This is a genomic window from Streptomyces sp. NPDC027663 (assembly GCF_055566415.1).
In genome coordinates this window covers 127,597-154,077 of sequence record NZ_JBVHSK010000014.1, presented here as the reverse complement: position 1 = coordinate 154,077, position 26,481 = coordinate 127,597, and the positions used below count along the sequence as shown (strand labels likewise).

General features: G+C 72.0%; 24 protein-coding genes. 7 read left to right on the top strand and 17 right to left on the bottom strand.

Annotated elements, in window-relative coordinates:
• Nucleotides 1-39: 39 nt before the first annotated feature.
• The 6 genes from ACZ4SF_RS30170 to ACZ4SF_RS30145 all read right to left on the bottom strand — a co-directional run bounded on the left by ACZ4SF_RS30170 (nucleotide 40) and on the right by ACZ4SF_RS30145 (nucleotide 6,918).
• A complete protein-coding gene (locus tag ACZ4SF_RS30170) occupies nucleotides 40-729 on the bottom strand; it encodes a response regulator (RefSeq protein WP_468390435.1) in 690 nt (229 codons plus the stop codon).
• Complete coding sequence (locus tag ACZ4SF_RS30165; protein ID WP_468390432.1) at nucleotides 726-3,281, bottom strand: ATP-binding protein; 2,556 nt, start codon at nucleotides 3,279-3,281, stop codon at nucleotides 726-728. Before ACZ4SF_RS30165 ends, ACZ4SF_RS30170 begins: the two co-directional genes overlap by 4 nt.
• A gap of 384 nt (nucleotides 3,282-3,665) precedes the next feature.
• Nucleotides 3,666-4,361: an ABC transporter ATP-binding protein gene (locus ACZ4SF_RS30160; RefSeq protein ID WP_468390430.1), complete on the bottom strand. Its 696-nt coding sequence runs from the start codon at nucleotides 4,359-4,361 to the stop codon at nucleotides 3,666-3,668.
• A 661-nt stretch (nucleotides 4,362-5,022) separates the two neighbouring features.
• Nucleotides 5,023-5,784, bottom strand: a complete 762-nt coding sequence (locus tag ACZ4SF_RS30155) for a DUF3710 domain-containing protein (RefSeq protein ID WP_468390427.1) — start codon at nucleotides 5,782-5,784, stop codon at nucleotides 5,023-5,025.
• Nucleotide 5,785: 1 nt separating this feature from the next.
• On the bottom strand, nucleotides 5,786-6,337 hold the full coding sequence (gene dut / locus ACZ4SF_RS30150; protein ID WP_468390425.1) for a dUTP diphosphatase: 552 nt from the start codon (nucleotides 6,335-6,337) through the stop codon (nucleotides 5,786-5,788).
• Nucleotides 6,334-6,918, bottom strand: coding sequence for a PaaI family thioesterase (locus tag ACZ4SF_RS30145; RefSeq protein WP_468390422.1), 585 nt, complete (start codon nucleotides 6,916-6,918; stop codon nucleotides 6,334-6,336). The genes dut and ACZ4SF_RS30145 overlap by 4 nt, the downstream gene beginning before the upstream one ends.
• A gap of 113 nt (nucleotides 6,919-7,031) precedes the next feature.
• Here ACZ4SF_RS30145 and ACZ4SF_RS30140 point away from each other — a divergent pair, with 113 nt between their 5' ends.
• Nucleotides 7,032-7,496 carry a DUF3093 domain-containing protein gene (locus ACZ4SF_RS30140; RefSeq protein ID WP_468390419.1) on the top strand — a complete coding sequence of 155 codons (465 nt, stop codon included), beginning with the start codon at nucleotides 7,032-7,034 and terminating at the stop codon, nucleotides 7,494-7,496.
• A 14-nt stretch (nucleotides 7,497-7,510) separates the two neighbouring features.
• On the opposite strand, the gene ACZ4SF_RS30135 is transcribed toward ACZ4SF_RS30140, so the two are convergent.
• The 4 genes from ACZ4SF_RS30135 to ACZ4SF_RS30120 form a co-directional block, all read right to left on the bottom strand.
• Nucleotides 7,511-8,413 carry a hypothetical protein gene (locus ACZ4SF_RS30135; protein ID WP_468390416.1) on the bottom strand — a complete coding sequence of 301 codons (903 nt, stop codon included), beginning with the start codon at nucleotides 8,411-8,413 and terminating at the stop codon, nucleotides 7,511-7,513.
• Nucleotides 8,414-8,426: 13 nt separating this feature from the next.
• Nucleotides 8,427-8,723 carry a DUF4193 domain-containing protein gene (locus ACZ4SF_RS30130; protein WP_005481602.1) on the bottom strand — a complete coding sequence of 99 codons (297 nt, stop codon included), beginning with the start codon at nucleotides 8,721-8,723 and terminating at the stop codon, nucleotides 8,427-8,429.
• Nucleotides 8,724-9,115: 392 nt separating this feature from the next.
• Nucleotides 9,116-10,372, bottom strand: a complete 1,257-nt coding sequence (locus ACZ4SF_RS30125; protein ID WP_468390413.1) for a sensor histidine kinase — start codon at nucleotides 10,370-10,372, stop codon at nucleotides 9,116-9,118.
• A 4-nt stretch (nucleotides 10,373-10,376) separates the two neighbouring features.
• The gene (locus ACZ4SF_RS30120; protein ID WP_003993508.1) at nucleotides 10,377-11,030 is read right to left on the bottom strand and encodes a response regulator transcription factor; all 654 of its coding nucleotides are present in this window, start codon (nucleotides 11,028-11,030) and stop codon (nucleotides 10,377-10,379) included.
• Between the two features lie 413 nt (nucleotides 11,031-11,443).
• Here ACZ4SF_RS30120 and ACZ4SF_RS30115 point away from each other — a divergent pair, with 413 nt between their 5' ends.
• A complete protein-coding gene (locus ACZ4SF_RS30115; protein ID WP_167381439.1) occupies nucleotides 11,444-11,617 on the top strand; it encodes a hypothetical protein in 174 nt (57 codons plus the stop codon).
• An 86-nt stretch (nucleotides 11,618-11,703) separates the two neighbouring features.
• On the opposite strand, the gene ACZ4SF_RS30110 is transcribed toward ACZ4SF_RS30115, so the two are convergent.
• On the bottom strand, nucleotides 11,704-12,519 hold the full coding sequence (locus ACZ4SF_RS30110; RefSeq protein WP_468390410.1) for an inositol monophosphatase family protein: 816 nt from the start codon (nucleotides 12,517-12,519) through the stop codon (nucleotides 11,704-11,706).
• Nucleotides 12,520-12,527: 8 nt separating this feature from the next.
• On the bottom strand, nucleotides 12,528-13,655 hold the full coding sequence (locus tag ACZ4SF_RS30105; protein WP_468390407.1) for a ferrochelatase: 1,128 nt from the start codon (nucleotides 13,653-13,655) through the stop codon (nucleotides 12,528-12,530).
• Nucleotides 13,656-13,827: 172 nt separating this feature from the next.
• On the opposite strand from ACZ4SF_RS30105, the gene ACZ4SF_RS30100 reads away from it, so the two are divergent.
• The 3 genes from ACZ4SF_RS30100 to sepH all read left to right on the top strand — a co-directional run bounded on the left by ACZ4SF_RS30100 (nucleotide 13,828) and on the right by sepH (nucleotide 17,945).
• On the top strand, nucleotides 13,828-15,066 hold the full coding sequence (locus ACZ4SF_RS30100; protein WP_468390404.1) for an MFS transporter: 1,239 nt from the start codon (nucleotides 13,828-13,830) through the stop codon (nucleotides 15,064-15,066).
• Nucleotides 15,026-16,345, top strand: coding sequence for a D-arabinono-1,4-lactone oxidase (locus ACZ4SF_RS30095; protein ID WP_468390401.1), 1,320 nt, complete (start codon nucleotides 15,026-15,028; stop codon nucleotides 16,343-16,345). The genes ACZ4SF_RS30100 and ACZ4SF_RS30095 overlap by 41 nt, the downstream gene beginning before the upstream one ends.
• A gap of 559 nt (nucleotides 16,346-16,904) precedes the next feature.
• A complete protein-coding gene (gene sepH, locus ACZ4SF_RS30090; RefSeq protein WP_468390399.1) occupies nucleotides 16,905-17,945 on the top strand; it encodes a septation protein SepH in 1,041 nt (346 codons plus the stop codon).
• Nucleotides 17,946-18,176: 231 nt separating this feature from the next.
• Here the strand turns inward: sepH and ACZ4SF_RS30085 are convergent, their stop codons facing one another.
• Nucleotides 18,177-19,028: a sulfurtransferase gene (locus ACZ4SF_RS30085; RefSeq protein WP_468390396.1), complete on the bottom strand. Its 852-nt coding sequence runs from the start codon at nucleotides 19,026-19,028 to the stop codon at nucleotides 18,177-18,179.
• 318 nt (nucleotides 19,029-19,346) lie between these two features.
• Between ACZ4SF_RS30085 and ACZ4SF_RS30080 the strand changes: the two genes are divergently transcribed.
• Nucleotides 19,347-20,138, top strand: coding sequence for a VOC family protein (locus ACZ4SF_RS30080; protein WP_468390393.1), 792 nt, complete (start codon nucleotides 19,347-19,349; stop codon nucleotides 20,136-20,138).
• Nucleotides 20,139-20,141: 3 nt separating this feature from the next.
• Here ACZ4SF_RS30080 and ACZ4SF_RS30075 read toward each other — a convergent pair whose 3' ends face one another.
• The 4 genes from ACZ4SF_RS30075 to ACZ4SF_RS30060 all read right to left on the bottom strand — a co-directional run bounded on the left by ACZ4SF_RS30075 (nucleotide 20,142) and on the right by ACZ4SF_RS30060 (nucleotide 25,821).
• On the bottom strand, nucleotides 20,142-20,792 hold the full coding sequence (locus ACZ4SF_RS30075) for a thymidine kinase (protein WP_468390390.1): 651 nt from the start codon (nucleotides 20,790-20,792) through the stop codon (nucleotides 20,142-20,144).
• Nucleotides 20,793-20,861: 69 nt separating this feature from the next.
• A complete protein-coding gene (locus ACZ4SF_RS30070) occupies nucleotides 20,862-22,052 on the bottom strand; it encodes an alkaline phosphatase family protein (protein ID WP_468390388.1) in 1,191 nt (396 codons plus the stop codon).
• On the bottom strand, nucleotides 22,052-22,648 hold the full coding sequence (locus ACZ4SF_RS30065; protein WP_468390385.1) for a DUF5998 family protein: 597 nt from the start codon (nucleotides 22,646-22,648) through the stop codon (nucleotides 22,052-22,054). The genes ACZ4SF_RS30070 and ACZ4SF_RS30065 overlap by 1 nt, the downstream gene beginning before the upstream one ends.
• A 182-nt stretch (nucleotides 22,649-22,830) precedes the next feature.
• Nucleotides 22,831-25,821, bottom strand: a complete 2,991-nt coding sequence (locus ACZ4SF_RS30060; protein WP_468390382.1) for a bifunctional acetate--CoA ligase family protein/GNAT family N-acetyltransferase — start codon at nucleotides 25,819-25,821, stop codon at nucleotides 22,831-22,833.
• Between the two features lie 177 nt (nucleotides 25,822-25,998).
• On the opposite strand from ACZ4SF_RS30060, the gene ACZ4SF_RS30055 reads away from it, so the two are divergent.
• Nucleotides 25,999-26,280, top strand: coding sequence for an HPr family phosphocarrier protein (locus tag ACZ4SF_RS30055; protein ID WP_014675499.1), 282 nt, complete (start codon nucleotides 25,999-26,001; stop codon nucleotides 26,278-26,280).
• The last annotated feature ends 201 nt before the right edge of the window (nucleotides 26,281-26,481 follow it).

Genomic DNA, 26,481 nt, shown 5'->3' with positions numbered 1-26,481 from the left:
CCCCGACAGGACGGCCCCGCTCCTGCGGCCCCCTGCGCCTCACTTCTCGAACCGGTAACCCATCCCGGGTTCGGTGATGAAGTGCTCGGGGTGCGACGGGTCGGCCTCCAGCTTGCGCCGCAGCTGGGCCATGTAGACGCGCAGGTAGTTGGTCTCGGTCCCGTAGGACGGCCCCCACACCTCCTGCAGCAGCTGCTTCTGGCTGACCAGCCGGCCGGTGTTGCGGACCAGCACCTCCAGCAGGTGCCACTCGGTCGGGGTGAGCCGGACGTCCTTGCCGGCGCGGTTGACCTTCTTGGCGGCCAGATCGACGGTGAAGCCCTCGGTCTCCACGGTCGTGAGGTCCTCCTCGCCCGGCCCGGCCGGCTCGGCCCGCCGGACGGCGGCCCGCAGCCGTGCCAGCAGCTCGTCCATGCCGAACGGCTTGGTCACGTAGTCGTCGGCGCCCGCGTCGAGCGCCTCGACCTTCTCGTCGGAGGAGTGGCGCGCGGACAACACCAGGATCGGCACCCGGGTCCAGCCGCGCAGGCCCTTGATCACCTCGACGCCGTCCATGTCGGGCAGGCCCAGGTCGAGGACGACCACGTCGGGGTGACGGGAGGCGGCGAGTTCGAGGGCGGTCCTGCCGTCGGGAGCCGCGTCGACCTCGTACTTGCGCGCCTTGAGGTTGATCACGAGGGCGCGCACGATCTGCGGCTCGTCGTCGACCACGAGCACCCGGGTCGTCATAGGACCTGCCTTTCCGGTTCTGCGATGTCCGCGGGCGGGCCGAGGTGCTCGGGGCGCGGTCCGGCCGCGCGGAGGCTGAGCACCATGGTGAGCCCGCCACCCGGTGTGTCCTCGGCGTTGAGCGTGCCGCCCATGGCCTCGGCGAAGCCGCGGGCGACCGCGAGGCCGAGCCCGACGCCGGCACCGCGCGGAGCGTCACCGTACCGCTGGAAGGGCTCGAAGATGCGTTCCTTGGCCTCGTCCGGCACGCCGGGCCCGCGGTCCACCACACGCACCTCCACCCGCTCGGCGATGGCGCTCGCGGACACCAGGACGCGCTTCCCGTGCGGGCTGTACTTGACGGCGTTCTCCACCAGGTTGGCCACCGACCGCTCCAGCAGCCCGGGGTCGACGGCGACCATGGGCAGCGTCTCGGGCACGTCCAGCTCGACGCTGTCCTCGGGTACGCCCCCGAGAGCCATCGGTACGACCTCGTCGACGTCGATCTCCCGGATCAGCGGAGTGACCGTGCCGGTCTGCAGCCGGGACATGTCGAGGAGGTTGCCCACCAGGTGGTCGAGGCGGTCGGCGCCCTCCTCGATGCCCTCCAGCAGCTCCGCCTGGTCCTCCTCGGACCAGGCCACGTCGTCGGAGCGCAGGGACGACACCGCGGCCTTGATGCCGGCCAGGGGGGTGCGCAGGTCGTGGCTGACGGCGGCCAGCAGGGCGGTGCGGATGCGGTTGCCCTCGGCGAGCGCCCGGGCCTGGTCGGCCTCCTCCTGCAGGCGCCTGCGGTCCAGGACGACGGCTGCCTGCGCGGCGAAGGCGGCGAGCACCCTGCGGTCCTCGGCGGGCAGCACCCGGCCGGTGAGCGCGAGCGCCAGGTGGTCGCCGACCGGCATGTCGACGTCGGCGTCCTCGGGACGTTCCAGCGGCGGCCCGAAACCGGCGCGGCCCGCGCACGCCCAGGGCGCCACGTCGCTCTCGCGCTCCAGCAGGGCGGCCGACTCCATGGCGAAGGTCTCGCGGACCCGTTCCAGCAGCTCCTCCAGGCTGGTCTCGCCGCGCAGCACGTTCCCGGCGAGGAAGGAGAGTATCTCGGACTCGGCGCGCAGCCGGGCGGCCTGGTGGGTACGGCGGGCGGCGAGGTCGACCACCGACGCGACCGACATGCCGACGCCGAAGAAGATCGCGATGGCGACGATGTTCTTGGGATCGGCGATCGTCAGCCGGTGCAGCGGCGGGGTGTAGAAGTAGTTCAGCAGCAGCGACCCGAAGGCCGCCGAGGCCAGGGCCGGCAGCAGGCCGCCGAGCAGGGCCGCGGCGACGGTGACGGCCAGGAACAGCAGCATGTCGTTGGCGAGGCCGAGATCGACGGTGTTCAGCAGCACCGCGAGGACCGCGGGGCCGGCCAGGCCGACCGCCCAGCCCCAGAGGATCCGGGCCCGCCCGAGCCGCGCGCCGCGGGCCACGGGCAGCCCGCGCCCCTTGGCGACCTCCTCGTGGGTGACGATGTGGACGTCGAGGTCGGGACCGGACTCGCGGGCGACCGTGGCGCCGACGCCCGGCCCGAACACGTACTGCCAGGCCTTGCGGCGCGAGGAGCCCAGCACGATCTGGGTGGCGTTCACGCCCCGGGCGAAGTCCAGCAGGGCGGCCGGTATGTCGTCGCCGACGACGTGGTGGAAGGTGCCGCCGAGGTCCTCCACCAGGGTGCGCTGGACGGCCAGCTCCTTCGGGGAGGCGGAGGTCAGGCCGTCGCTGCGGGAGATGTAGACGGCGAGCACCTCGCCGCCGGCGCCCTTCTCCGCCAGGCGCGCAGCGCGCCGGATCAGGGTGCGCCCCTCGGGACCGCCGGTGAGGCCGACCACGATCCGCTCCCGGGAGCCCCATATCTTCGAGACCCGGTGCTCGCTGCGGTACTCGGTGAGGTACTCGTCGACCCGGTCGGCCACCCACAGCAGCGCCAGCTCGCGCAGAGCGGTCAGGTTGCCGGGCCGGAAATAGTTCGACAGGGCCGCGTCGACCTTGTCCGGCTGGTAGATGTTGCCGTGGGCCATGCGGCGGCGCAGCGCCTGCGGGGACATGTCGACCAGCTCGATCTGGTCGGCCCGGCGCACGACCTCGTCCGGGACGGTCTCCCGTTGCCGCACCCCGGTGATCGACTCGACCACGTCGCCGAGCGACTCCAGGTGCTGGATGTTGACGGTCGAGACGACGTCGATGCCGGCGGCGAGGAGTTCCTCGACGTCCTGCCAGCGCTTGGCGTTGCGGGAACCGGGGACGTTGGTGTGGGCCAGCTCGTCCACGACGGCGACCGCGGGGGCCCGGCGCAGTACGGCGTCCACGTCCATCTCGGTGAAGAGGCCGCCCCGGTACTCGATCTCCTTGCGCTGCACCTGCTCCAGGCCGTGCAGCATCACCTCGGTGCGCGGCCGGCCGTGGTGCTCCACGAACGCGACGACGCAGTCGGTGCCCCGCTCCATCCGGCGGTGCGCCTCGGAGAGCATGGCGTAGGTCTTGCCGACGCCCGGTGCCGCACCGAGGTAGATCCGAAGCTTGCCGCGTGCCATGGCCTCATTGTCTTCCCGCGCCTTTTGTCTACGCAGCGTCGACCCTACGGCCAACAATCACGGCAAACGGGACAGGGAGGCGAGCAGCGGACAACTTTGACGCATCCCTGATGAGCGAGCCGAGACCCAGCCGGCACACAGCCCACAGCGCTCCCCGCCGACCGGCCCCGCAGTCCTCGATGACCCCCCGGACTTCTCCGTGCTCAGCGCTCTTCCGCACGCCCAAGTCCTCGGCGATCTGCGGAACGGTCCAGTGGTCGGCGATCTCCCGGACCGCTCGGTGTGCGGCGATCTCCTCCACGGTCCAGTCCTAGCGATCTCCTGAACGCTCACTACCCGGTGAACTGCCGGACCGCTCAGCGTTTCGGCGATCTCCGGGACTGCTCAGTCCTCGGCGATCTCGCCGTCGCGCAGCTCCAGTACCCGGTCGGCCAGGTCCAGCAGCGTCGCGTCGTGCGTGGCGACCAGGGCGGTGACCTGTTCGCGGTGCACGACGGCCCGCAGCAGCTCCATGACGGCATGCCCGGTCTCGGCGTCGAGCTGGCCGGTGGGCTCGTCGGCTATGAGCAACGCCGGGCGGTTGGCGAGGGCCCGGGCGATGGCGACCCGCTGCTGCTGGCCGCCGGACAGCTCGCCGGGCCGCTGGGCCGCGTGCCCGGCGAGCCCCACGAGGGAGAGCAGCAGCTCGACCCGCTCCTCCCGCTCGCGCGGGTCGGCACGGCGCAGCCGCAGCGGCACTCCGACGTTCTCGGCGGCGCTGAGGATCGGTATGAGCCCGAAGGACTGGAAGACGAAGCCGATCCGGTCCCGGCGCAGCGCCAGCAGCTCGCTCTCGCCGAGCCGGGCGAGATCCCGGCCCTCGACCTGGACGCGCCCCTGGTCGGGCACGTCCAGACCGCCGACGATGTTCAGCAGCGTGGTCTTGCCGGACCCCGACCGCCCTTTGAGGGCGACGAGTTCACCGCGCGGCACCTCGAAGGAGACCCCGCGCAGGGCATGCACGGCGGCAGCGCCGGCCCCGAACGACTTGTGCACGCCCTCGACCCGCACCATGGTCTCGGTGGCCACGTGACCGCCCATGCCGCCTCCCCCGTCGACCGAGCGGCCAGTATCACCACGCACGGCCCACCCGGACAACAGCCCGGTGGCAACGCCCCACAGGGGCCCGGGGCAAAGCCCGGCACAGAGGGCCGAGGCAGCGAGCCCCGCTAGAGGCCCACGCCAGCACCCCATAAGGGGCGCGGGGAACTGCGCGACCAGTCACAACACACCGGCACCAGCCCACGACAACACCCCGCAAGGGGCCCGACACCCGCACCTAGCCCACGACAGCGCCCCGCAAGGGGCGCGGGGAACCGCGCGACCAGCCACAACACACCCGCACCCGGCAACGGGCAGCACCCCGCAAGGGGCGCGGGGAAGTGCGCGACCAGCCACGACGCACCCGCACCCGGCAACGGGCAGCAGCCCCCGCGACGGTCCCCACACGAAAACGGACCGCACCCCCGAAGAGGCACGGCCCGCCTCTTACAGCTGAACCCAGCGCGTCACCGACCATCGGCCCCAGCGGAACCCCACGACTCAGCGACCCTCGATTCCCACGGCGAAGCCCGACGAGACACCGACCCCCGGCCGCCACGGCGGAACCCAACGACTCAGCGACCCTCAGTTCCACAGCGGAACCCGACGAGTCACCGACCCTCAGTTCCACGCCGGACCCAAGGCGTCACCGACCCTCGGTCTAGCGAACCTCGGTGATCTCCGGTCCCCGCTGCAGCTGTCCCATGCCCCCGGAGAAGCGCGAGCCCTCCTCCTGCTGGACCCCCTCGGGGACCATCTGGGCGTCGTTCGGCAGCTTCAGGACGATCGGGTCGCGGGGCGCCATCGGCCCCTCGCCGCGGACCACGACCGTGTCCCGGAAGATCTGCTCCAGCAGCCCGGCGGCCTGCGGCTGCACCGCACCCTGGCCGGAGATCACACCGCGCAGGAACCAGCGCGGGCCGTCCACGCCGACGAACCGCACGACCTGGAAGCCGCCGGTGCCGTCGGGCAGCTGCACCGGCACCTGGGCCCGCAGCTCCCAGCCGAGGGAACCCTCGACCTCGTCGACGATGCCACCCTGCTGGGTGATGCCGGACGCGATCTCCTCGCGGACCTCGGTCCAGATGCCCTCACGCTTGGGCGCAGCGAACGCCTGGAGCTGGATGGCGCTGTCCCGCAGCACGACGGTCGCGGCGACGATCGCGTCACCGGCGACCTCGACCCGCAGCTCCATGCCGTCGACGCCCGGCACGAACAGACCGCCGAGGTCCACGCGGCCCTCGGCCGGGTCGCGCACCTCGCTGCTGTCCCACGGCCCGTCGGGCCGGGGCCCGGGCTCCAGCCGGACGCGCTCGCGCTCGGCCTCTTCCTCGTCCGCCTCGGTGTCGACGCTGTCGACGACCTGCTCGGCCTCGCCGGCCGCGTCCTCGGCGGCACCCTTCTTGTTGCGACGTCCGAACACGTCACTGTCCTTCCCGGTCGGATACGACCGAAGCGTATCGATTCCCACCCGTCGGACCGCCCTCGGCGGCCCGACCGCTTGTGCCGCTCTCGTCGCCCACCGCGGCATGGCCACCGGTGGACCCGAAGCCCCCTTCGGCCCGCGCGGAGCCGGGAAGCTCCGCGACCTCCTGGAAGCGGACCTTCTCGACCTGCTGGACGACCAGTTGGGCAATCCGGTCGAAGCGCTCGAACCGCACGCTCTCGCGCGGGTCGAGATTCACCACGATCACCTTGATCTCCCCACGGTACCCGGCATCAACCGTCCCCGGGGCATTGACGAGGGCCACGCCGCAGCGGGCGGCGAGGCCGGAACGCGGATGCACGAAGGCCGCGTACCCCTCAGGGAGGGCGATCGATACACCCGTGGGCAGCACGGCCCGCTCACCGGGCTTCAGTTCGCAGGGCTCGGTGGTGCGCAGATCGGCTCCGGCGTCACCCGGGTGTTCGTACGCCGGAAGCGGTACGTCGGGGTCGACGCGCCGGATGAGCACGTCGAGGGGGTTGCGGCTCACGGGTTCACCTCGAAGGCGCGGGCGCGCCGGACCTGGTCAGGGTCGTCCATGGCGGCCCGGATCTCTTCCTTGCGGCCGTGGTCGATGAAGTGGTCGATCTTGACCTCGACGAAGAGGGCGTCGGCACGGACGGCGACGGGCCCCTCGGGGCCGCCGATCCGCCCGGTGGCCCTCGAGTAGATCTTCCGGCCGGCGACGGCGGTGACCTCGGCCTCCAGGTGCAGTGTGGTGCCGACCGGCACCGGCCGCACGAAGTCGGTCTCCAGCCGGCCGGTCACGGCGATGGTGCGCAGCAGCCAGTTCAGCGAACCGAGCGTCTCGTCGAGGGCCGTGGCCAGTACTCCGCCGTGCGCGAGGCCCGGGGCGCCCTGGTGGGCGGGCTGGACGGTGAACTCGGCGGTCAGCGAGACACCGTCACCGGCGCGGGCCTCCAGGAGCAGCCCGTGCGGCTGCCCGGGACCACAGCCGAAACAGTGTTCGTAGTGGGCACCGAGAAGCTCCCCGGGCGCGGGCGCGTCGGGGTGCCGTATCGGTTTCACCGCGTAGGCGGGGGGCTGAAGAGCTGCGGAACTACCACTCACAGCCGCAGACCTTACCCGGCCGCCCGTCACCGGCCACCGCCCTGCCTGACGGCGCTTCGCGCCGCCCGCCCCCGACAGCGGGGATTCGCGGACCCCGTGCCAAGCTTGGCTCCATGCAGCTCTCCGCCGCCCCCTACGAAGAACGCCTCACCGCCCCCCGCTCGTGGTGGCTGATCAGCTTTCTGGTGGGTGTCTCGTTCGCCCTGATCCTGCTGCCCTTCGGCACCCTGCCGCTGCTCGGCGGCCTGGTCGGCGGTACGGCCGCCGCGGCGGTGGTGGCCAGCGCCTACGGCTCCCCGCGCATCCGGGTCGTGGGCGACTCGCTGATCGCGGGCGAGGCGAAGATCCCGGTGTCGGCGCTGGGCGCGTGGGAGGTGCTGGACGCGGAGGAGGCGCGCGCCTGGCGCACGTACAAGGCCGACACCCGCGCCTTCCTGCTGCTGCGCGCCTACATCCCGACGGCGCTGCGCGTGGAGGTCACGGACCCGCAGGACCCGACGCCGTACCTGTACCTGTCGACGCGGGAGCCGGAGAAGCTGGCCGCGGCGATCGAGGCGGCCCGGAAGGCGCACGCCTGAGGCACCTCGGGTGCCTAGAGTTCCTTCGGCAGATCGCGCATCCGGAGCGGCTCCGCCGGCTTGTCCAGGGGCGGCAGTGGCGGCAGTTCGTCCCACGGCACCTGGATCTTGCGGAGGTCGGCCCGGATCCGTCCCGCGAGCTTTCTGGTGTCCCGGCGGTTCATGACCGCCCCGACCGCGGCGCCCACCATGAACGGCATGAGGTTGGGCAGGTCGCGGACCATCCGCTTCATGATCTGCTGGCGCAGTTCACGCTTCATGCGGCCGCCGAGGGCCGCGTCGTACGTCGACGGCTTCGTCACGTCGATCCCGCGCTCCCCCGACCAGGAGGACAGATAGGCGGTGCTGCGGGTCTTGAGATTGCCCGGTGGGCGTACGCCGTAGACCTCGTGGAGTTCGGCGATCAGCTTCAGCTCGATCGCGGCGACCCCGGTGATCTCCGCGGCCAGCTCGGTCGGCATGGCCGGCGGCACGGGCAGCATCGCCGCCGCCCCGATCCCGGCTCCGACCGCCGAGGTCCCGGCCGCGGCGCCCGCCACCAGTTTGTCGGCCAGCTCCTCGGGCCCGCGGCCGGGGAACTGTCCGCGCAGGGTCGCGAGGTCGCGTACGGGGACACGCGGGGCGATGTCGATGATGCGGTCCGCGAGGTACCCCAGTCCCGCACGGGCGCGGCTGCCGCCCTTGCGGGCGCCTTCCCGGGCCTTCTCCCGGATGACCGCTGCCCGGCGTCGCGCGACGGGTGGGGGCTGCTCGGCCGGGGCCGGCAGGTCCGTCCGGTCCGCCGCCGGTCCGAGCGAGGCTCCCGCTCCGGGAGAGCCCCGCTCGTCGTCACGCGCGCCGTGCGGGCCGTCGGACGGCCCTTGGTCCGCTTTCCCGCGGGAGAAGCGGCGCTTCCGCGAGGGGGTCGAGCCAGTCACGGCCGACCCGTCCTCAGTCGCAGTCGCGGCAGATCGGCTGACCGTTCTTCTCCCGGGCCAGCTGGCTGCGGTGGTGCACCAGGAAGCAGCTCATGCAGGTGAACTCGTCCTGCTGCTTCGGCAGCACCCGGACGGCCAGCTCCTCGTTCGAGAGGTCGGCACCGGGCAGTTCGAGGCCTTCCGCGGCCTCGAACTCGTCGACGTCCACCGCCGAAGTGGACTTGTCGTTCCGCCGGGCCTTCAGCTCTTCGAGACTGTCCGAGTCGACGTCGTCGTCGGTCTTGCGTGGAGTGTCGTAATCGGTTGCCATAACGCTCTCCCCCTCTGGGTGTCTGCGGTGTCTCCAGCGCACGTAACGCGTGAGAGGCCGGACTTGTGCCCGACCTGAGGCGGAGATTTTGCCTCACATCAAGGTCTGTTACTCAATCGACACCCAACCCGATCCCTCAAGAGTGATCGGCTTGGATGGCGGTGAGGACCGTACACGGTTCGAATGCCGCACCTCAAAGGCGCCTCACCGTGTACTTCCCGTGATCAAGAGCCCTGAAAACCAGGACTTTCCCGGCTTTCCACCTTCTGTCATGATCACCGTGCGTACATGGCCGGAAATCCGTCCATGTGATCGATCACACAGGAAGAACCGTGTCGGGGGCTCTGAAAATTCCGCGCAAAGCGAACATCCTCCGCGTGTGTCGTTTTCGGTCACAGCGGCAGGGTGACCCGCATCACCAGTCCGCCGCCCTCACGCGGTTCGGCCAGGATGTGGCCGCCGTGTGCGCGGGCCACGGACCGGACGATGGACAGGCCGAGACCCACACCCTTGTCACTGCCCGTGCGCTCCGTGCGCAGGCGTCTGAAGGGCTCGAAAAGATTGTCGATCTCGTAGGCGGGCACCACCGGTCCGGTGTTCGACACGGTCAGCACCGCGTGCCCGTGCTCGACCTGAGTGGTCACCTCGACCCAGCCGGCCTCGGGCAGGTTGTAGCGCACCGCGTTCTGCACCAGGTTCAGCGCGATCCGCTCCAGCAGCACGCCGTTGCCCTGCACCACGGCCGGCTTGCGCTCGCCGTGGATGGTCACGCCCTTGGCCTGGGCCTCGGCGTGCACCTGGTCGATGGCCTGCGTGGCGACCTCGGCCAGGTCGACCGGCTTGCGCTCGACGATCTGGTTGTCACTGCGGGCCAGCAGCAGCAATCCCTCGACCAGCTGTTCGCTGCGCTCGTTGGTGGCCAGCAGTGTCTTGCCGAGCTGCTGCAGCTCCACCGGGGCGTTCGGGTCGGACAGGTGCACCTCGAGCAGCGTGCGGTTGATCGCGAGCGGGGTGCGCAGTTCGTGCGAGGCGTTGCCGACGAAGCGCTGCTGGGCGGTGAAGGCCCGCTGCAGGCGCTCCAGCATGTCGTCGAAGGTGTCGGCCAGCTCCTTCAGCTCGTCGTCCGGGCCGTCCAGCTCGATCCGGCGGGACAGGTCCGAGCCGGCCACCTGGCGGGCGGTGCGGGTGATCCGGCCGAGCGGGGACAGCACGCGGCCGGCCATCGCGTAGCCGAACGCGAAGGCGATCACGGCGAGGCCCAGCAGGGCCAGCAGGGAGCGGCTGAGCAGGTTGTCCAGGGCCGCCTGGCGCTGCAGGTCCACGCAGTGGGCGATGCCCTCGTTGAAGTCGGACAGCGGCAGCTTGGTGGAGTTGATCGCGGTGATCGCCGGGCAGTTGTCGCTGGCGACCTTGATGTCGGTGCCGCCGATGATCTTGAACAGTGGCTGGTTGCCGGTGCTGATCGCCTGGGCGGCGAGCAGGTAGATGATCGACAGCAGCAGGATGCCGGCGATCAGGAACATGCCGCCGTACAGCAGCGTGAGCCGTATGCGGATGGTCGGGCGCAGCCACGGGACGGGCGGTTGCGGCCTCCGGGGGTCCCAGGTGGGCTTCGGTGGCGCCTGGGGCGGCGCGGGTGTCGTGGCCACGGGATCAGATCCGGTAGCCGGAGCCGGGGACGGTGACGATGACGGGCGGTTCGCCCAGCTTGCGGCGCAGGGTCATCACCGTCACCCGCACCACGTTGGTGAACGGGTCGGTGTTCTCGTCCCAGGCCTTCTCCAGCAGCTGCTCCGCCGAGACCACCGCGCCCTCGCTGCGCATCAGCACCTCCAGGACCGCGAACTCCTTGGGCGCGAGCTGGACCTCCTTGCCGTCGCGGAAGACCTCGCGGCGGTTGGGGTCGAGCTTGATGCCGGCGCGCTCCAGCACCGGCGGCAGGGGCACGCTGGTACGGCGGCCGAGGGCGCGCACGCGCGCGATCAGCTCGCTGAACGCGAAGGGCTTGGGCAGGTAGTCGTCGGCGCCGATCTCCAGGCCCTCGACCCGGTCACTGACGTCACCGGAGGCGGTGAGCATCAGCACGCGCGTGGGCATGCCCAGCTCGACGATCTTGCGGCAGACGTCGTCGCCGTGCACGAGCGGGAGGTCGCGGTCGAGGACGACCACGTCGTAGTCGTTGACGCCGATGCGCTCCAGGGCGGCCGCACCGTCGTACACGACGTCGACGGCCATGGCCTCCCGGCGCAGTCCGGTGGCCACCGCATCCGCGAGCAGTTGCTCGTCCTCGACGACGAGTACGCGCACGTCGCTTGTCCTTCCTCTGTCCACCCGCGTAGCGCGCCGTGGGCGCGTACGGGCAGGGCTGTTCGTGGGGTGTGACCTCCATCCTGCCCTTTTCGGCCATAAGTCGGCGGTAAGGCGGGGTGTGGACCGCAGAGATCCGGGCGCCGGCACGGGAATGCGAGATTTTCTCTTCCGGTTGAGGTTTCCGGGGAAGGGAGCGGGGGGAGGACGGCTTTACACCCCGCGATCACGCTCTGCATGTGCCGCAGCACATGCGGTACTCCGCGATCCGCTTCGCAGAGTGGGCGTGGGTGTCCGGCACCGTCGCCGCCCAGCAGGGCAGTGCTGGGCATCTGCGAGAGACGTGACCGCCCCTTTCCATACGGCACACCCCCGTGCCACCCGACCCACGACCCAGGACGAGGGGGCGCAGCATGGACGCTTTCACCGCAGGACTTCTGCAGCGCATAAAGGCGACCGAGTCCGACCTGTCTCGGGCTCGTGACGAGGGCGACGACTTCCTCGTCGAGGTGGAGCAGGCAGAGCTCGACGACCTGCGACGCCTCGCCGCCGAACACGGTGTGGAGGTCGGCGCGTCACGCGTCTGATCGGCCCGAAAGCGCAACAGGGGACCCCGGCGAATCCAGCGCCGGGGTCCTTTGCGTCCAGCGGTGCCGGAGCGGGCGTGCCCCGCTCAGTCGTGCCACGCCCCGAAGTCCTCCAGCAGCCGCTGAAGGGGCTCGAAGACGCCCGGGGTGCCCGCCACCGTCAGGTCCCGTGACGGTCGCTCTCCGGGCCGTCCACCGGTCCTCGCACCCGCTTCCCGGGCGATCAGGTCACCCGCCGCGTAGTCCCACGCGTTCAGTCCCCGCTCGTAGTACCCGTCGAGCCGGCCGCAGGCCACGTCACACAGGTCGACCGCCGCCGAGCCGCTGCGCCGGATGTCCCGCAGCAGCGGGACGAGCCGGCCGGCGATCTCGGCCTGGTGGGTGCGGACCTCGGTGACGTAGTTGAAGCCGGTGGAGACCAGCGCCTGGTCCAGCGGGGGCGCGGGGCGGCAGGACAGCGCCCGCTCGCCCTCCCACGCGCCCGTGGCCCACGCCCCGCCGCCGCGCACGGCGTGGTACGTCTCGCCGCGCATCGGAGCCGCGACGACCCCGACGACGCTCTCGCCGTCCTGCTCGGCGGCGATGGACACCGCCCAGGTCGGCAGCCCGTACAGGTAGTTGACGGTGCCGTCCAGCGGGTCGATGACCCACCGGATGCCGCTCGTGCCCTCGACGGAGGCGCCCTCCTCGCCGAGGAAGCCGTCATCGGGTCGCCGGCCGGAGACCAGATCGGTGATCAGCTTCTCCGCCGCGATGTCCATCTCGGTGACGACGTCGATCGGGCTGGACTTCGTCCTGGCCACGGCCAGGTCGGCGGGGCGGCCGTCGCGCAGCAGCTCGCCGGCGCGGCGGGCGGCCTCCTGGGCCAGCGCGAGCAGGTCCCGGTGCAGGGGGTCGGTCACGGGTCTCCTCACGCGTAGGGGCTGTCGGCACCCGCGGCGGCCGGCCGGGGGGCACGGGCCGGGCAGCAGCCGACCGGGCAGACGTCGTGGCTCGGGCCGAGCGCGCCCAGGGCGCAGGGGGTGACCTCCTGGCCGCGCTCCACGGCGGACCGCTCCATGATCAGCTCGCGGACCGCCGCGGCGAAACGCGGGTCGGCGCCCACGGTGGCCGAGCGGCGCACCGGCAGGCCCAGTTCCTCGGCCTTGGCCTTCGCCTCGGTGTCGAGGTCGTAGAGGACCTCCATGTGGTCGGAGACGAAGCCGATCGGGGTCATGACCACGGCCGGGACGCCCGCCGCGTGCTGCTCCTCGAGGTGGTCGCAGATGTCGGGTTCCAGCCACGGGATGTGCGGGGCGCCGGAACGGGACTGGTAGACGAGCCGCCAGGGATGGTCGATGCCGGTGCGCTCGCGGACGGCGTCGGCGATCAGCTGGGCCACGTCGAGGTGCTGCTCGACGTAGGCACCGCCCTCGCCGTGCGCCTCGACGGGGCCGGAGGTGTCGGCCGCGGAGTCCGGGACGGAGTGGGTGGTGAAGGCGATGTGGGCCCCGGCGCGGACGTCCTCGGGGAGGTCGGCGAGGGAGCGCAGCACCCCGTCGATCATGGGCTCGACGAAGCCGGGGTGGTTGAAGTAGTGCCGCAGCTTGTCGATCTTCGGCAGCTGCAGCCCCTCGGCCGCCAGCGTGGCCAGGGCGTCGGCCAGGTTCTCGCGGTACTGGCGGCAGCCCGAGTAGGAGGCGTAGGCGCTGGTGGCGAGGACCAGGACGCGGCGGCGGCCGTCGGTGACCATCTCGCGCAGGGTGTCCGTCAGATAGGGCGCCCAGTTGCGGTTGCCCCAGTAGACGGGCAGGTCCAGGCCGTGCTCGGCGAAGTCCTTGCGCAGGGCGTCCAGCAGGGCACGGTTCTGGTCGTTGATCGGACTGACCCCGCCGAACAGGAAGTAGTGCTGCCCGACTTCCTTGAGGCGTTCCTTCGGGATGCCGCGCCCGCGTGTGACGTTCTCCAGGAACGGAACCACGTCGTCCGGGCCTCCGGGGCCGCCGAAGGAGAGCAGGAGCAGGGCGTCGTACGGGGTGGCATCGAGCGCGTCTGGCATGACTCGATCCTGCCACCCGGCGCTGACACCGGGGAAACAGCGGAATGAAGAGTCGGGTTCCACAGGGTTTAGGGCGGTTTTTCCAGACGTTCCGTGGACTTCAATTAGGGTCACCTAACTTGTAATCTGTATCAGCCGCATTCGCGCCTTACTGATCCGGTTCGGAGACCACGTGCCCAGCCCCTACAGAGCCCTGTTCGCCGAGCCCGGCACCAAGGCCTTCTCCGCCGCCGGCTTCATCGGCCGGATGCCGCTGTCGATGATGGGCATCGGCGTGGTCACGATGGTCTCGCAGCTCACCGGGCGCTACGGCCTCGCGGGCGGCCTGTCGGCCACCATCGCACTGGCCGCCGCGGCGGTCGGACCGCAGATCTCCCGGCTGGTGGACCGGCACGGACAGCGCCGGGTGCTGCGCCCCGCGACCTTGGTGGCGCTGACCGCGGCGGCCGGACTGCTGCTGGCCGCGCACTTCGACTGGCCGGACTGGGTGCTGTTCGTGTGCGCCGCCGGAATCGGCACGGTGCCGAGCCTCGGCGCGATGATCCGGGCCCGCTGGGCGGCGCTGTACCGGGGCACACCCAAGCTGCACACCGCCTACTCGTTCGAGTCGGTCGTGGACGAGGTCTGCTTCATCTTCGGGCCGATCATCTCCATCGGCCTGTCCACGGCCTGGTTCCCGGAGGCAGGCCCCTTGCTGGCCGCCTGCTTCCTGGCGGCCGGCGTCTTCTGGCTCACCGCCCAGCGCGCCACCGAGCCGGAAGCGCACCCGCAGGAGCGGCGCGGCGTCGGCAGCGCCCTGCGCGCGCCGGGGCTTCAGGTGCTGGTGGCGACCTTCGTGGCGACCGGCACGATCTTCGGGGCGGTGGACGTGGTCACCGTCGCCTTCGCCGACGAACGCGGCCACAAGGGCGCCGCGAGTGTGGTCCTGGCGCTGTACGCGGCCGGTTCCTGTGTGGCCGGCGTGTTCTTCGGGCTGCTGCGCTTCACCGGGGCACCGGAACGCCGCTGGCTGCTGGGCGTGGCGGCCATGGCCGTGAGTATGATCCCCCTCCTACTGGTCGGAAACCTGCCGCTTCTGGCCGTGGCGCTGTTCGTTGCGGGGCTGTCCATCGCACCGACGATGATCACGACGATGTCCCTCATCGAAGAGCACGTACCTCGCGCGCAGCTCACCGAGGGGATGACCTGGGTGAGCACCGGCCTCGCGGTCGGAGTCGCGCTCGGCTCCTCCATGGCCGGCTGGGTGATCGACGCAGCCGGGGCGCGGGCCGGGTACGGGGTTCCGGCCGTGTCCGGGGCCGTCGCGGTCGCGGTCGGTTTCCTCGGGTACCGCCGGCTGCGCAGGCCGGTCTCGGGGCGGGGAGGCACCGTTGAGCAGCACAGCGAGCGGGAAGAACGGCACCTGGCGTAACTGGGGCGGCAATGTCTCCGCCCGGCCCGCCCGGCAGGTGACGCCGGCCTCGGTGGACGAACTGGCCGCCGCGGTGGGCCGGGCCCGGGAGGACGGTCTGAAGGTGAAGGCCGTCGGGAGCGGCCACTCCTTCACGTCCATAGCCGCCACCGACGGTGTGTTGATACGCCCTCAACTGTTGACCGGCATCCGTACCATCGACCGGTCGTCCATGACGGTCACGGTGGAGGCGGGCACCCCGCTCAAGAGACTCAATGCCGCTCTGGCGCGCGAGGGCCTGTCGCTCACCAACATGGGCGACATCATGGAGCAGACCGTCTCCGGGGCCATCAGCACCGGCACGCACGGCACGGGCCGCGAGTCGGCCTCCATCGCCGCTCAGATCAAGGGACTCGAACTCGTCACGGCCGACGGCTCGGTGCTCACCTGCTCCGAGAAGGACAACCCCGACGTCTTCGCCGCCGCCCGCATCGGGCTCGGCGCCCTCGGCATCGTCAGCGCGATCACGTTCGCCGTCGAACCGCTGTTCCTGCTCACGGCGCGCGAGGAACCCATGCCCTTCGACCGGGTTCTCGCCGAGTTCGACCAGCTGTGGGCCGAGAACGAGCACTTCGAGTTCTACTGGTTCCCGCACACCGGGAACACCAACACCAAGCGCAACAACCGCAGCGCGGGCCCCGAGCAGCCGGTGGGACAGCTGGCCGGCTGGTTCGAGGACGAGTTCCTCTCCAACGGCGTCTTCCAGGTGGCCCAGTGGACGGGCCGCGCCGTCCCCGCCGCCGTCCCGGCGATCGCGCAGCTCTCCAGCAAGGCGCTGTCCGCGCGGACGTACACCGACATCCCCTACAAGGTCTTCACCTCGCCGCGCCGGGTGCGCTTCGTGGAGATGGAGTACGCCGTCCCGCGCGCGGCCCTGGCGGAGACTTTGCGTGAGCTGAGGACCATGGTCGAGCGCTCGGGCCTGCGGGTCAGCTTCCCCGTGGAGGTGCGCACCGCCCCGGCCGACGACATCACCCTGTCCACCGCCTCCGGCCGGGACAGTGCCTACATCGCGGTGCACATGTTCCGGGGCACGCCGTACCAGGCCTACTTCACCGCCGCCGAGCGCATCTTCACGGCGCACGAGGGCCGTCCGCACTGGGGCAAGGTGCACACGCGGGACGCGGAGTACTTCGCCCGGGTGTACCCGCGGTTCGGCGAGTTCACCGCGCTGCGGGACCGTCTCGACCCCGAACGGCTGTTCCAGAACGACTACTTGCGGAGGATTCTGGGGGCGTAGGCGTCGCGGCCGACTTGCCGGGCGCGGGTGGCGGTGCTCGCGGTCACACGTACCCGGAACTCGTCCGCCCATCCCGTACGTGACGGAAGTACTCGACGACGTCAGCCGGCCGATTGCACGAGACAGGGAGGCACGGACGCGCGGACGCACGGACGAAACCATTAGTTCCGTTTCTCCGGATTGCGTGAAGTTCGCCACGTTCATGATCGAGAAAACCGGTTGCGAAGGGCCAAGTCGCTTCCCTCGTCAGAAGTTGGGCGGCGCGCCCATCCACGCAGGTGGTCCGAATGGAGTACTGTTGCGAGCCCTGGGTCCGGTCTCCCACCAGGGTGCCCGCGGCCTTGCTGGACCGCCGGGAGGGGGCTAGTTGCACAGGGTGACGATTTTGGTCACTTAGCGTTGCGAACAGGTAACCGTGCCATAACGGCGGTCCCGGGCCCGTGCCCGACACGCCGGGCAACTCGGCAAGGTTGTGGCAGGCTGCACCCGGGCAGGCCACACTCGACTAGCGGAAGCAGCGACGCACGTGACGTCGGCAGGCACCACCCGGGAGGTCCCCATGCCCGAACTGCGTGTCGTGGCCGTCTCGAATGACGGCACACGGCTGGTGCTGAAGGCTGCCGACTCTACGGAGTACACGCTTCCGATCGACGAACGGCTGCGCGCAGCCGTGCGCGGCGACCGGCCCCGCCTCGGTCAGATCGAGATCGAGGTCGAGAGCCATCTGCGCCCGCGAGACATCCAGGCACGTATACGCGCGGGTGCCACCGCGGAAGAGGTCGCGCAGCTCGCCGGCATCCCCGTCGACCGGGTACGGCGCTTCGAGGGGCCGGTGCTCGCCGAGCGCGCCTTCATGGCCGAGCGGGCCCGCAAGACCCCGGTCCGCCGCCCCGGTGAGAACTCCGGCCCGCTGCTCGGCGAGGCCGTGCAGGAGCGGCTGCTGCTGCGCGGTGCCGAGAAGGACACCGTGCAGTGGGACTCCTGGCGCCGCGACGACGGCACCTGGGAGGTGCTCCTCGTCTACCGGGTCGCGGGCGAACCGCACTCGGCGAGCTGGACCTACGACCCGCCCCGGCGGCTCGTGCAGGCCGTGGACGACGAGGCGCGCTCGCTGATCGGCGAGTCCGACGACCTCGCCGTGCCGGAGCCCAGCTTCCCGTTCGTCCCGCGCATCGCCCGGCTGCCGCGCGAGAGGTCGCTGGACCGTGCCCTCGACCGGGGCGACCGCGAGCGGCCCAGCCTGCCCGCGCAGTCGTCCGAGCCCGCAGAGGAGAGCACGGGCGAACGCGACTCGCTGACCAGCCTGCTGGAGGCCGTGCCGAGCTTCCGCGGCGACCTGGTGGTCCCCGAGCGCCCCTCGGAGACCGAGGAGGAGGCCACCGACGAGCCCGCCGCCGAGGAACCACCGGCGCCCGCCGCGTCGGCCGGCTCCGCCTACGCGGACGTCCTCATGCCGCGCTCCGTCGGCAGCCACCGCGACCGGCTCATCGGCGCGACCGACCGCCAGGCCGAGGCCGACGGCGTCCGCCCCGGCCGCCGCGCCGCCGTCCCGAGCTGGGACGAGATCGTGTTCGGCACACGCCGCAAGAAGCAGGAGTAGCCCTGCGCAGGGACCGGGAGCGGCTCTCCGCACGCACCGAGAGCAGTTCGCGCGGGTGCGGGGAGTGGCTCTCCGCACGGAACGGGAGCAGTTCGCGCACGTGTGGGGAGTAGCTCTCCGCACGGAACGGGAACAGTTCGCGCACGGGACGCAAGTAGCTCTCCGCCCGCGCCGGGAGCGGCTCTGCGCACAGGAGAGGGGCACGCGCGCGTGCCCCTCTCCCGGCTGCCGCTACTGCGGATCCGCTCCCACCGCCACAGGCCGCGACGGGTCCGCGGACCACTCGGACCACGAACCGACGTACAGGGCCGCCGGAATGCCCGCCACCGCCAGTGCGAGCACCTCGTGGGCGCCGGAGACCCCGGAGCCGCAGTACGCGCCCACCTCGGTGTCCTCGGACACTCCCAGCGCCTTGAAGCGGTCCTTCAGCTCCGCCGCGGGCAGGAAGCGGCCGTCGGGTCCCACGTTCTCCGTCGTCGGCGCCGACACCGCGCCCGGGATGTGCCCGCCGACGCGGTCGATCGGCTCCACCTCACCGCGGTACCGTTCCCCCGCACGAGCGTCCAGCAGCACACCCGTACGGGCCAGGGCCGCTGCTCCGTCGGCGTCCAGCAGGCCCGTCGGCGCGGGTGCCGGCGCGAAGTCGCCCTGGGCCGGGGCCGGGACCTCCGTGGACAGCTCGCCCTGCCAGGACGGCAACCCGCCGTCGAGCACCCGCACGTCCGGGTGACCCGTCCAGCGCAGCAGCCACCACGCACGCGCTGCAGCCCAGCCCTGTCCGCCGTCGTACACGACGACCGGCCGGCCCGCCGACACGCCCGCGCGGCGCATCGCGGCGCCGAACTCCCCGATGGCGGGGAGGGGGTGCCGACCCTGTTCACCAGGCGTGGAGGCCAGTTCCCGGTCCAGGTCGACGAAGACGGCGCCGGGAATGTGCCCGGCCGCGTACTCGGCCCGGCCGTCGAAGCCCGGCGCGCCCGCCGCCTTCGCCAGGCTCAGCTGCCAGCGGACGTCCAGCAGCACGGGCGGAGTGCCCCCGGTCAGCTCATGGGCGAGTTCGGTTGCGGTGATGATGGCTCTCATGGCGTCCATCCATACGCCAGGGGTGGCCGCCGCGTCCAGGTCCGGCTACTCTGCTCCGCCGGACAGGCTCGATCACGTGGCGTACGGGATCGAGCACATGCTGTACAGCCGACGGACACCCGCCGGCCATCGTCAGGAAGTGGCGAAAGACGGCAGATCGGGCATCCTCCCGGAGCAACGCCGAGCGGCGCGGTACGGCCCCGCGGCACCGCGGAGGATGCGGGCACCGGCACGGGAGTACGCGCCGGCGGCGTGGACACCCCTTCCGGGGAGCGGAAGCGACACGGCCACCGCGAGGGGCCGGGGAGAGAGTGATCGATGACCGAGGCACGGGAGTCGGCCGGTCCGCACGCGCGGCGCGTGCCCGGCACGCCCTGCTGGGTGAGCCTGATGGTGCACGGGCTGGATGCCACCGAGGAGTTCTACGGTGAGCTGTTCGGCTGGGAGTTCCGGCCGGGCCCGCAGCAGCTCGGCCCGTACGTGCGGGCGCTGCTCGACGGGCGGGAGGTGGCGGGCATGGGCCAGCTGCCGCCGGACCGCCGACTGCCGGTCGCCTGGACGCCGTACCTCGCCGCGGACGACGTGGACCAGACTGCCGACACGGTGCGGCTGTGCGGCGGCACGGTGGCCGTCGGCCCACTGGACGCCGCCGAAGCCGGCCGGATGGCGATCGCCTCGGACCCCTCCGGAGCTGTGTTCGGGATCTGGCAGGCCTCCGCGTATCTGGGCACGGCGATCACCGGTGTCCCCGGCACGCCCGTCTGGAACGAACTGCTCACCTTCGAGACGGAGAGCGTCGCCAAGTTCTACAAGAGCGTGTTCGGTTACGAGGAGGAGCCGGTGATCTCGGCCGGCTTCGACTATCTGACGCTGCACCTCGACGGCCGTCCGGTGGCCGGCCTGCACGGCGTCGGGCACGGTCTGCCGCGGGACCGGGGACCGCACTGGCAGACGTACTTCGAGGTCGGAGACGTCGACGAAACGCTACGGCACGTCAACGGCCTGGGCGGCCGGGTCCTCAGGACGGCCCACGACAGCCCGCACGGGCGGGTGGCGAGGGTGGCGGACCCGGAGGGCGCCGAGTTCTCGGTGGTCGAGAACCCGCACTGACCGTCAGGCGGACGGGACGGGCAGGACGTCCGGGGACAGGGCCGCCGCGTGGGCCGACGCGGCGGTCATCCGGCGCCGGTGGTGGCGGCGGCACAGCACCTCGTAGCCGACCTCGCCCGGGGACTGGTTGACGTCGCCGACGACCACCTGGGCGCCCTCGACCACCATCTGGCCGCCTGTCGTGCGGGCGTTGTGCGTGGCGCGGGCCCCGCACCAGCACAGCGCCTCCACCTGGAGCACCTCGATCCGGTCGGCCAGCTCCACCAGCCGCTGCGAGCCGGGGAAGAGCTTGGAGCGGAAGTCGGTGGTGATGCCGAAGGCGAACACGTCCAGGCCGAGGTCGTCGACCACGCGCGCGAGCTGGTCTATCTGGTCGGGCGCGAGGAACTGCGCCTCGTCCGCGATCACGTAGTCGGCCCGGCCGCCCTGCGAGAGGTGGTCCACGAGATACACGTACAGGTCCTGGTCGTCGGCGACCTCCACCGCGTCCGTGACCAGACCGAGCCGGGAGGACAGCTTGCCCTCGCCCGCGCGGTCGTTGCGGGTGAAGATCATGCCGACGAGGCCGCGTGCGGACCGGTTGTGCTCGATCTGCAGAGCCAGCGTCGACTTCCCGCAGTCCATCGTTCCGGAGAAGAACACCAGCTCGGGCATGAGGAGTTGAGCACCTTTCGGCATGTCGTGGGCGTGCGGGATCAACGGGTCCGGCGGGTCAGGGTCGCCTCAGGAGCGTACTTCGAGGAGCGGAACCAGCTGTTCCGCCGGGGTCATCGAGCCGTGGTTGCCGACCAGCGCGGACTCCTTGGGTTCCCGCTCGGAGGCGATGAGCAGGACGTCGTCGTGCGCGGCGGCGACCACGTCCCCGATCCGCGGGTACACGCGTTCGTCCACCCGCGGGCCGAACCAGCCGGCCGCGATCGCCTCGTCCCGCGAGGCCACCCAGAACTGCTCGCCGAGCACCTCGCGCCAGACGGTCAGTACGTCGTTCTGGGCGCCCGGCACCGCGTACACGTGCCGGGCCCGGCCCTCGCCGCCCAGCAGGGCGACGCCGGCTCGCAGCTCCCAGTCCTCGTCGAAGTCGATGCGGTGCTGCTCGTCGAACGGGATGTCCACCATGCCGTGGTCGGCGGTGACGTACAGCGCGCTGCGCGGCGGGAGCTGTTCGGCGAGGCGCTGGGCGAGCCGGTCGACGTACATCAGCTGGCCGCGCCAGGTGTCGGAGGCGACGCCGTAACGGTGTCCGGAGCCGTCCAGCTCGGCGTAGTACGTGTACACCAGCGAGCGGTCGGCGGCGGCCAGTTGCCCGGCGGCGAGGTCCATGCGCTCCTCGCCGCTGAGCCGTCCGCGGAACGTGCCGCCGCTGAGGGCGACCTTGGTGAGCGGGGTGTGCTCGAAGGCGGGCGAGGACACCTGGGCCGCATGCACCCCGGCCTCGTGGGCCAGCTGGAAGACGGTGGGGTACGGCTGCCAGGGGCGCGGTGCCGTGTACGGCTGCCAGCGGAGCTGGTTCATCAGCTCGCCGGTGTCCGGGTTGCGCACCGTGTACCCGGGCAGGCCGTGGGCGCCCGGCGGCAGGCCGGTGCCCACGGAGGCCAGGGAGGTCGCGGTGGTCGCCGGGTATCCGGCGGTGAGCGGACGTCCGGTGCCGCCGCGCGAGCTGCCGAGCAGGGAGGTCAGGAAGGGGGCCTCGTCGGGGTGGGCGCGCAGCTGCTCCCAGCCGAGGCCGTCGACCAGGAAGACACAGACCCGGTCGGCCGGGGTCAGTTCCCCGATCGTGGCGGTCAGGCCGGGGACGCCCATGCCGGCGGCCAGCGTGGGCAGCAGGTCGGCGAGGGAGCCGGTGCCGTACTCGGGCAGCGGCGCCGTGTCCAGGGCGAGCGGTTCCGGGTGGTCCCAGGCGGAGAGCTGGGACATCAGCGGGTGACGTCCGCGGTCGCTTCCGAGATGGACTGCGCGAAGGCGAGCGCCTGGCGCACCGTCTCCGGGCCGTCCCCGGCCTCGCTGACGCGCAGGCTGAGGTCGTCCGCCGTGGAGCTGCCCGTGTAGCCGTGGTCCGCGTCGCAGTTGGGGTCGCCGCAGGCGGCGGGCTCCAGATCGATGCGGTTGACCGCGCCCCAGCCGATGGTCAGCACGACCTCGCGGGGCAGTGTGCCCGGCGTGTACTGCTCCGGGTTGGCGACCACGCGGCTGACCACGACCGAGGAGATCCGGTCGAGCTTCACGGACTCGGTGGAGGTGGTGGCGTACGGCGTCGGGGACGTGCTGTCGGCGGCCTGCTCGTCGGTGTGGCTGACGATGAAGCGGTTGCCGGTGAGGACCAGCACGGTCACATGCCGGCGGACCTCGTTCTGGTCGAACGTCGTCTCCTGGTGGACCAGGTACGACCGGATGGGCTCGCCGCCCACAGCGGCCTCCACCGCCTCGGCCACGAGGGCCGGGTAGTAGCCGCTGCGCTCGATCGCCGCGCGCAGCCCCTGGGTCGTCGTACTGGTCTTGGCCATGGCGTCCATCCTAATCCGTGGGCAAGGGGGGTCCGGGCCAGTCGCCGGGACCGGGGGCGGCCTGTGCGCCTGCGCGCGGGTGCCTCGGCACCGGCCCCGGCCGGATGTCCAGTCGGGCGGCGGCGACCGGGCCGGAGACGGCTTCGGGCCGCCGGCGTCCGGCAATGTCCATCCGGTCCCCCCTTCCCTGCTCAGTAGGCCGGCATCGTCCGCGGGCCGTGGTCGTCGCGGGCGGGCGGAGGCGCGAGCCGTACGGTGGCGCCGAGCACACTCACGCCGTGCGGGGCCACGACGACCGGCTCCAGAGTGACCGCGACCACTTCCGGGTGGTCGTCCACCAGCCGGGACACCCGCAGCAGCAGTTCCTCCAGGGCGGGGGTGTCGACGGGCGTGGAGCCGCGCCAGCCGAAGAGCAGCGGAGCGGTGCGGATCGACCGCACCAGAGAGGTCGCCTCCCGGTCGGTGACGGGGACAAGCCGGTGGGCCATGTCCCCGAGCAGCTGCGATGCGGCCCCGGCGAGCCCGAACGACAGCACGGCTCCGGCCGCCGGGTCGATCACGGCGCGTACGACCGTGTCGACCCCGCGCGGTGCCATCCCCTGCACCACCGGGCGCAGCTCCTCCGGCTTGCCGAACAGCTCGGTCAACTCGGCGTACGCCCGGCGCAGTTGCTCCTCGTCGGCGAGGTCCAGGCGTACGCCCCCCAGGTCGGCGCGGTGTCTGAGGTGCGGGGCGGTGGCCTTGAGGGCCACCGGGTAGCCGAGGCTGCGGGCGGCTTCGGCGGCTTCGTCCGGGGTGGGAGCCGGCAGCGCGCGCCGCACGGGAATGCCGTACCTGCCGAGCAGCTCGCAGGTCTGCGCGTCGGGGATCGTGAGCCCTTCCCCGCGCGCGAGCAGCTCGCCGATCAGCCGGGCGGCACCCTTCTCGTCGATGTCGTCGAACTCGGGCACTTTCCCGGGTTCGGCGGCCTCCCGCCGCCACTGCGCGTACCTGACGGCCTCGGCGAGCGCCCGCACCGCCCGCTCGGCCGCGGGGTAGGCGGGGATGAGCCGAGTGCCTTCGGGAGGAGCGGGTACGACAGCGGGCACTCCGTCCGCCCACGCGGCGGGCAGTCGGTCCGACCCCACGGCGGGCGGTCGGTCCGCTGCCGGGGCGGGCGGGCGGCCCGCAGCCGCGGCGGGCACTCGGTCCGACCCCGCGGCGGTCAGTCGGTCCGCGGGGCGTTGGGGGTCCTCCCGCTCGGGCGAAGCCGCGGGCGGGACGGGGTGGGCACCGCCCACGGCGCCGGGCGCCTTGCCGACGACCTGTGGTGCCGTGCTCGCCGCAGCCGACAACGCCTCCGCAAGCCCCCCGAGCTCCACATGAACCACGAGCACCGGCTTTCCCGGAACGGCCGCCGCGGCCGACCGCAACGCCTCCGCCAGCTCCGCATCCCCCGGCGAGCCTTCGCCGATCGCCGGGATCGCGGTGACCACGACGGCGTCGCACGTGTCGTCGGCCAGCGCAGCGCTCAGCGCACGGTGGAAGTCCTCCGCCGTCGCCCCGGTCGTCAGGTCCAGCGGCCGTGCCGGCCGCAGCCCCTCGGCGAGACACCGGTCGTACGTCAGCACGCCCAGCGACTCGGAGTTGCCGAGGATGGCCACGCGCGGCCCGGCGGGCAGCGGCTGGCGGGCGAGCAGCAGCCCGGCGTCGACCAGCTCGGTGATCGTGTCGACCCGGATCACCCCGGCCTGCCGGAGCAGCGCGGAGACGGTCGCGTGCGGCAGCCGCGTGGCGCGCACCGCGTGGCCCTGTGGCGCGGCCCCCGTCCCCTGCACCACGACAAGCGGCTTCGCCGCCGCCGTCCGCCGGGCGAGCCGGGTGAACTTGCGGGGGTTGCCGATGGACTCCAGGTACATGAGGACGACGTCGGTCTCGGGGTCGTCGTACCAGTACTGCAGGACGTCGTTGCCGGAGACGTCCGCGCGGTTGCCGGCGGAGACGAAGGTGGACACCCCGGTGACCCCGGTGACCCCTCCCCCACGCCGGTGCAGCCGGGACAGCAGGGCGATGCCGATGGCGCCGGACTGGGCGAACATCCCGATGCGGCCGGGGCGGGGCAGCTCGGGGGCGAGGGAGGCGTTCAGCCGGACGTCCGGGGCGGTGTTGATGATGCCGAAGGCGTTCGGGCCGATGATCCGCATCCCGTACGCGCGCGCTTGCTGCACCAGGGCCCGCTGCCGCTCGCGCCCCTCGGGTCCGCTCTCGGCGTATCCGGCGGAGAGGACGACCAGCCCCTGGACGCCGTGCTCGCCGCACTCGGTGACGACGGCGGGCGCGTGCTCGGCCGGTACGGCGACGACGGCGAGGTCCACGTGCCCGTCGATGTCCCGCACCGAGCGGTGGGCGGGCACCCCGTCGACCTCGGTGGCGTCCTCGGGGAAGGCCTTGTTCACGGCGTACAGCCGGCCGGGGTAGCCGGCGTCGCGGAGGTTGCCGAGGACGCTGCGGCCCACCCCGCCGGGGGCGCGGCCGGCCCCGACGACCGCCACGGCTCCGGGCACGAGGAGCCGCCGTACCGACCGGGCCTCGGCGCGCTGCTCCCGCGCGCGCTGCACGGCGACGGAACGGTCGGTGGGTTCGAGGCCGAACTCCAGGCGTACGACCCCGTCCTCGAAGCTGCGCTTCTGGGTGTAGCCGGCGTCCGTGAACACTTTGATCATCTTGCTGTTGGCGGGCAGCACCTCTGCGGCGAAACGGCGGATGCCCCGCTCGCGCGCGACGGCGGCGATGTGCTCCAGCAGGGCGGAGGCGACCCCCCGGCCCTGGTGGGCGTCCTGCACCAGGAAGGCGACCTCGGCCTCGTCGGCTGGCGCGGAGGCGGGCATGCCGTCGGCGCCGATGCGGTCGTAGCGTACGGTGGCGATGAACTCGCCGCCGACGGTGGCCGCGAGTCCCACCCGGTCCACGAAGTCGTGGTGCGTGAAGCGGTGGACGTCCTTGGCGGAGAGCCGGGGGTACGGCGCGAAGAAGCGGTAGTACTTCGACTCGTCCGAGACCTGCTCGTAGAAGTTGACCAGACGGTCGGCGTCATCGACGGTGATGGGCCGGATGCGCGCGGTGCCGCCGTCGCGCAGCACCACGTCCGCCTCCCAGTGGGCGGGGTACTCGTGCCGGTCGTGCCGGTCCGCCGAGGTCTGCATGGGCCCCAGAGTACGGCTCGCGTCCGACAACAGCGCGAGGCAGTCTGTGGAGGACCGGCAAGCCGGACCGAGGCCGCGGTCCGGGCCGACCGGAGGGGAACGAGGGTCCGCTCCGGGCACGCTCCACGATATGGGAAACTGGTCTAGACAACCCTGAACACCGAAGGGCAGCAACACATGGCTGAGCGCCGCGTCAACGTCGGCTGGGCCGAGGGCCTCCACGCCCGCCCCGCCTCCATCTTCGTCCGAGCCGCCACGGCCGCAGGCGTCCCGGTGACGATCGCCAAGGCCGGGGGCAACCCCGTCAACGCGGCCTCGATGCTGGCCGTCCTGGGCCTGGGTGCCCAGGGTGGCGAGGAGATCGTCCTCGCCTCCGACGCCGAGGGCGCGGACGCCGCCCTGGACCGTCTGGCCAAGCTGGTCTCCGAGGGCCTGGAAGAGCTGCCCGAGACCGTCTGAGCGTCCACCGCACGGAGCGCCGGAGCCGCGTTCGCCTCTCGGGGCGGCGCGGCTCCGGCGTTTGCGCACCCGGCGGAAAAATTGCCGCGCTTTATCCGCGGGCATACTCGGGCCACACCGAATGAATTCCGGCCGCAGCGGAATTAGGGCAGCGGAAAACAAGGCCCCGCGAAATGGCTCTTCTTTGTATACGGCGTGCGT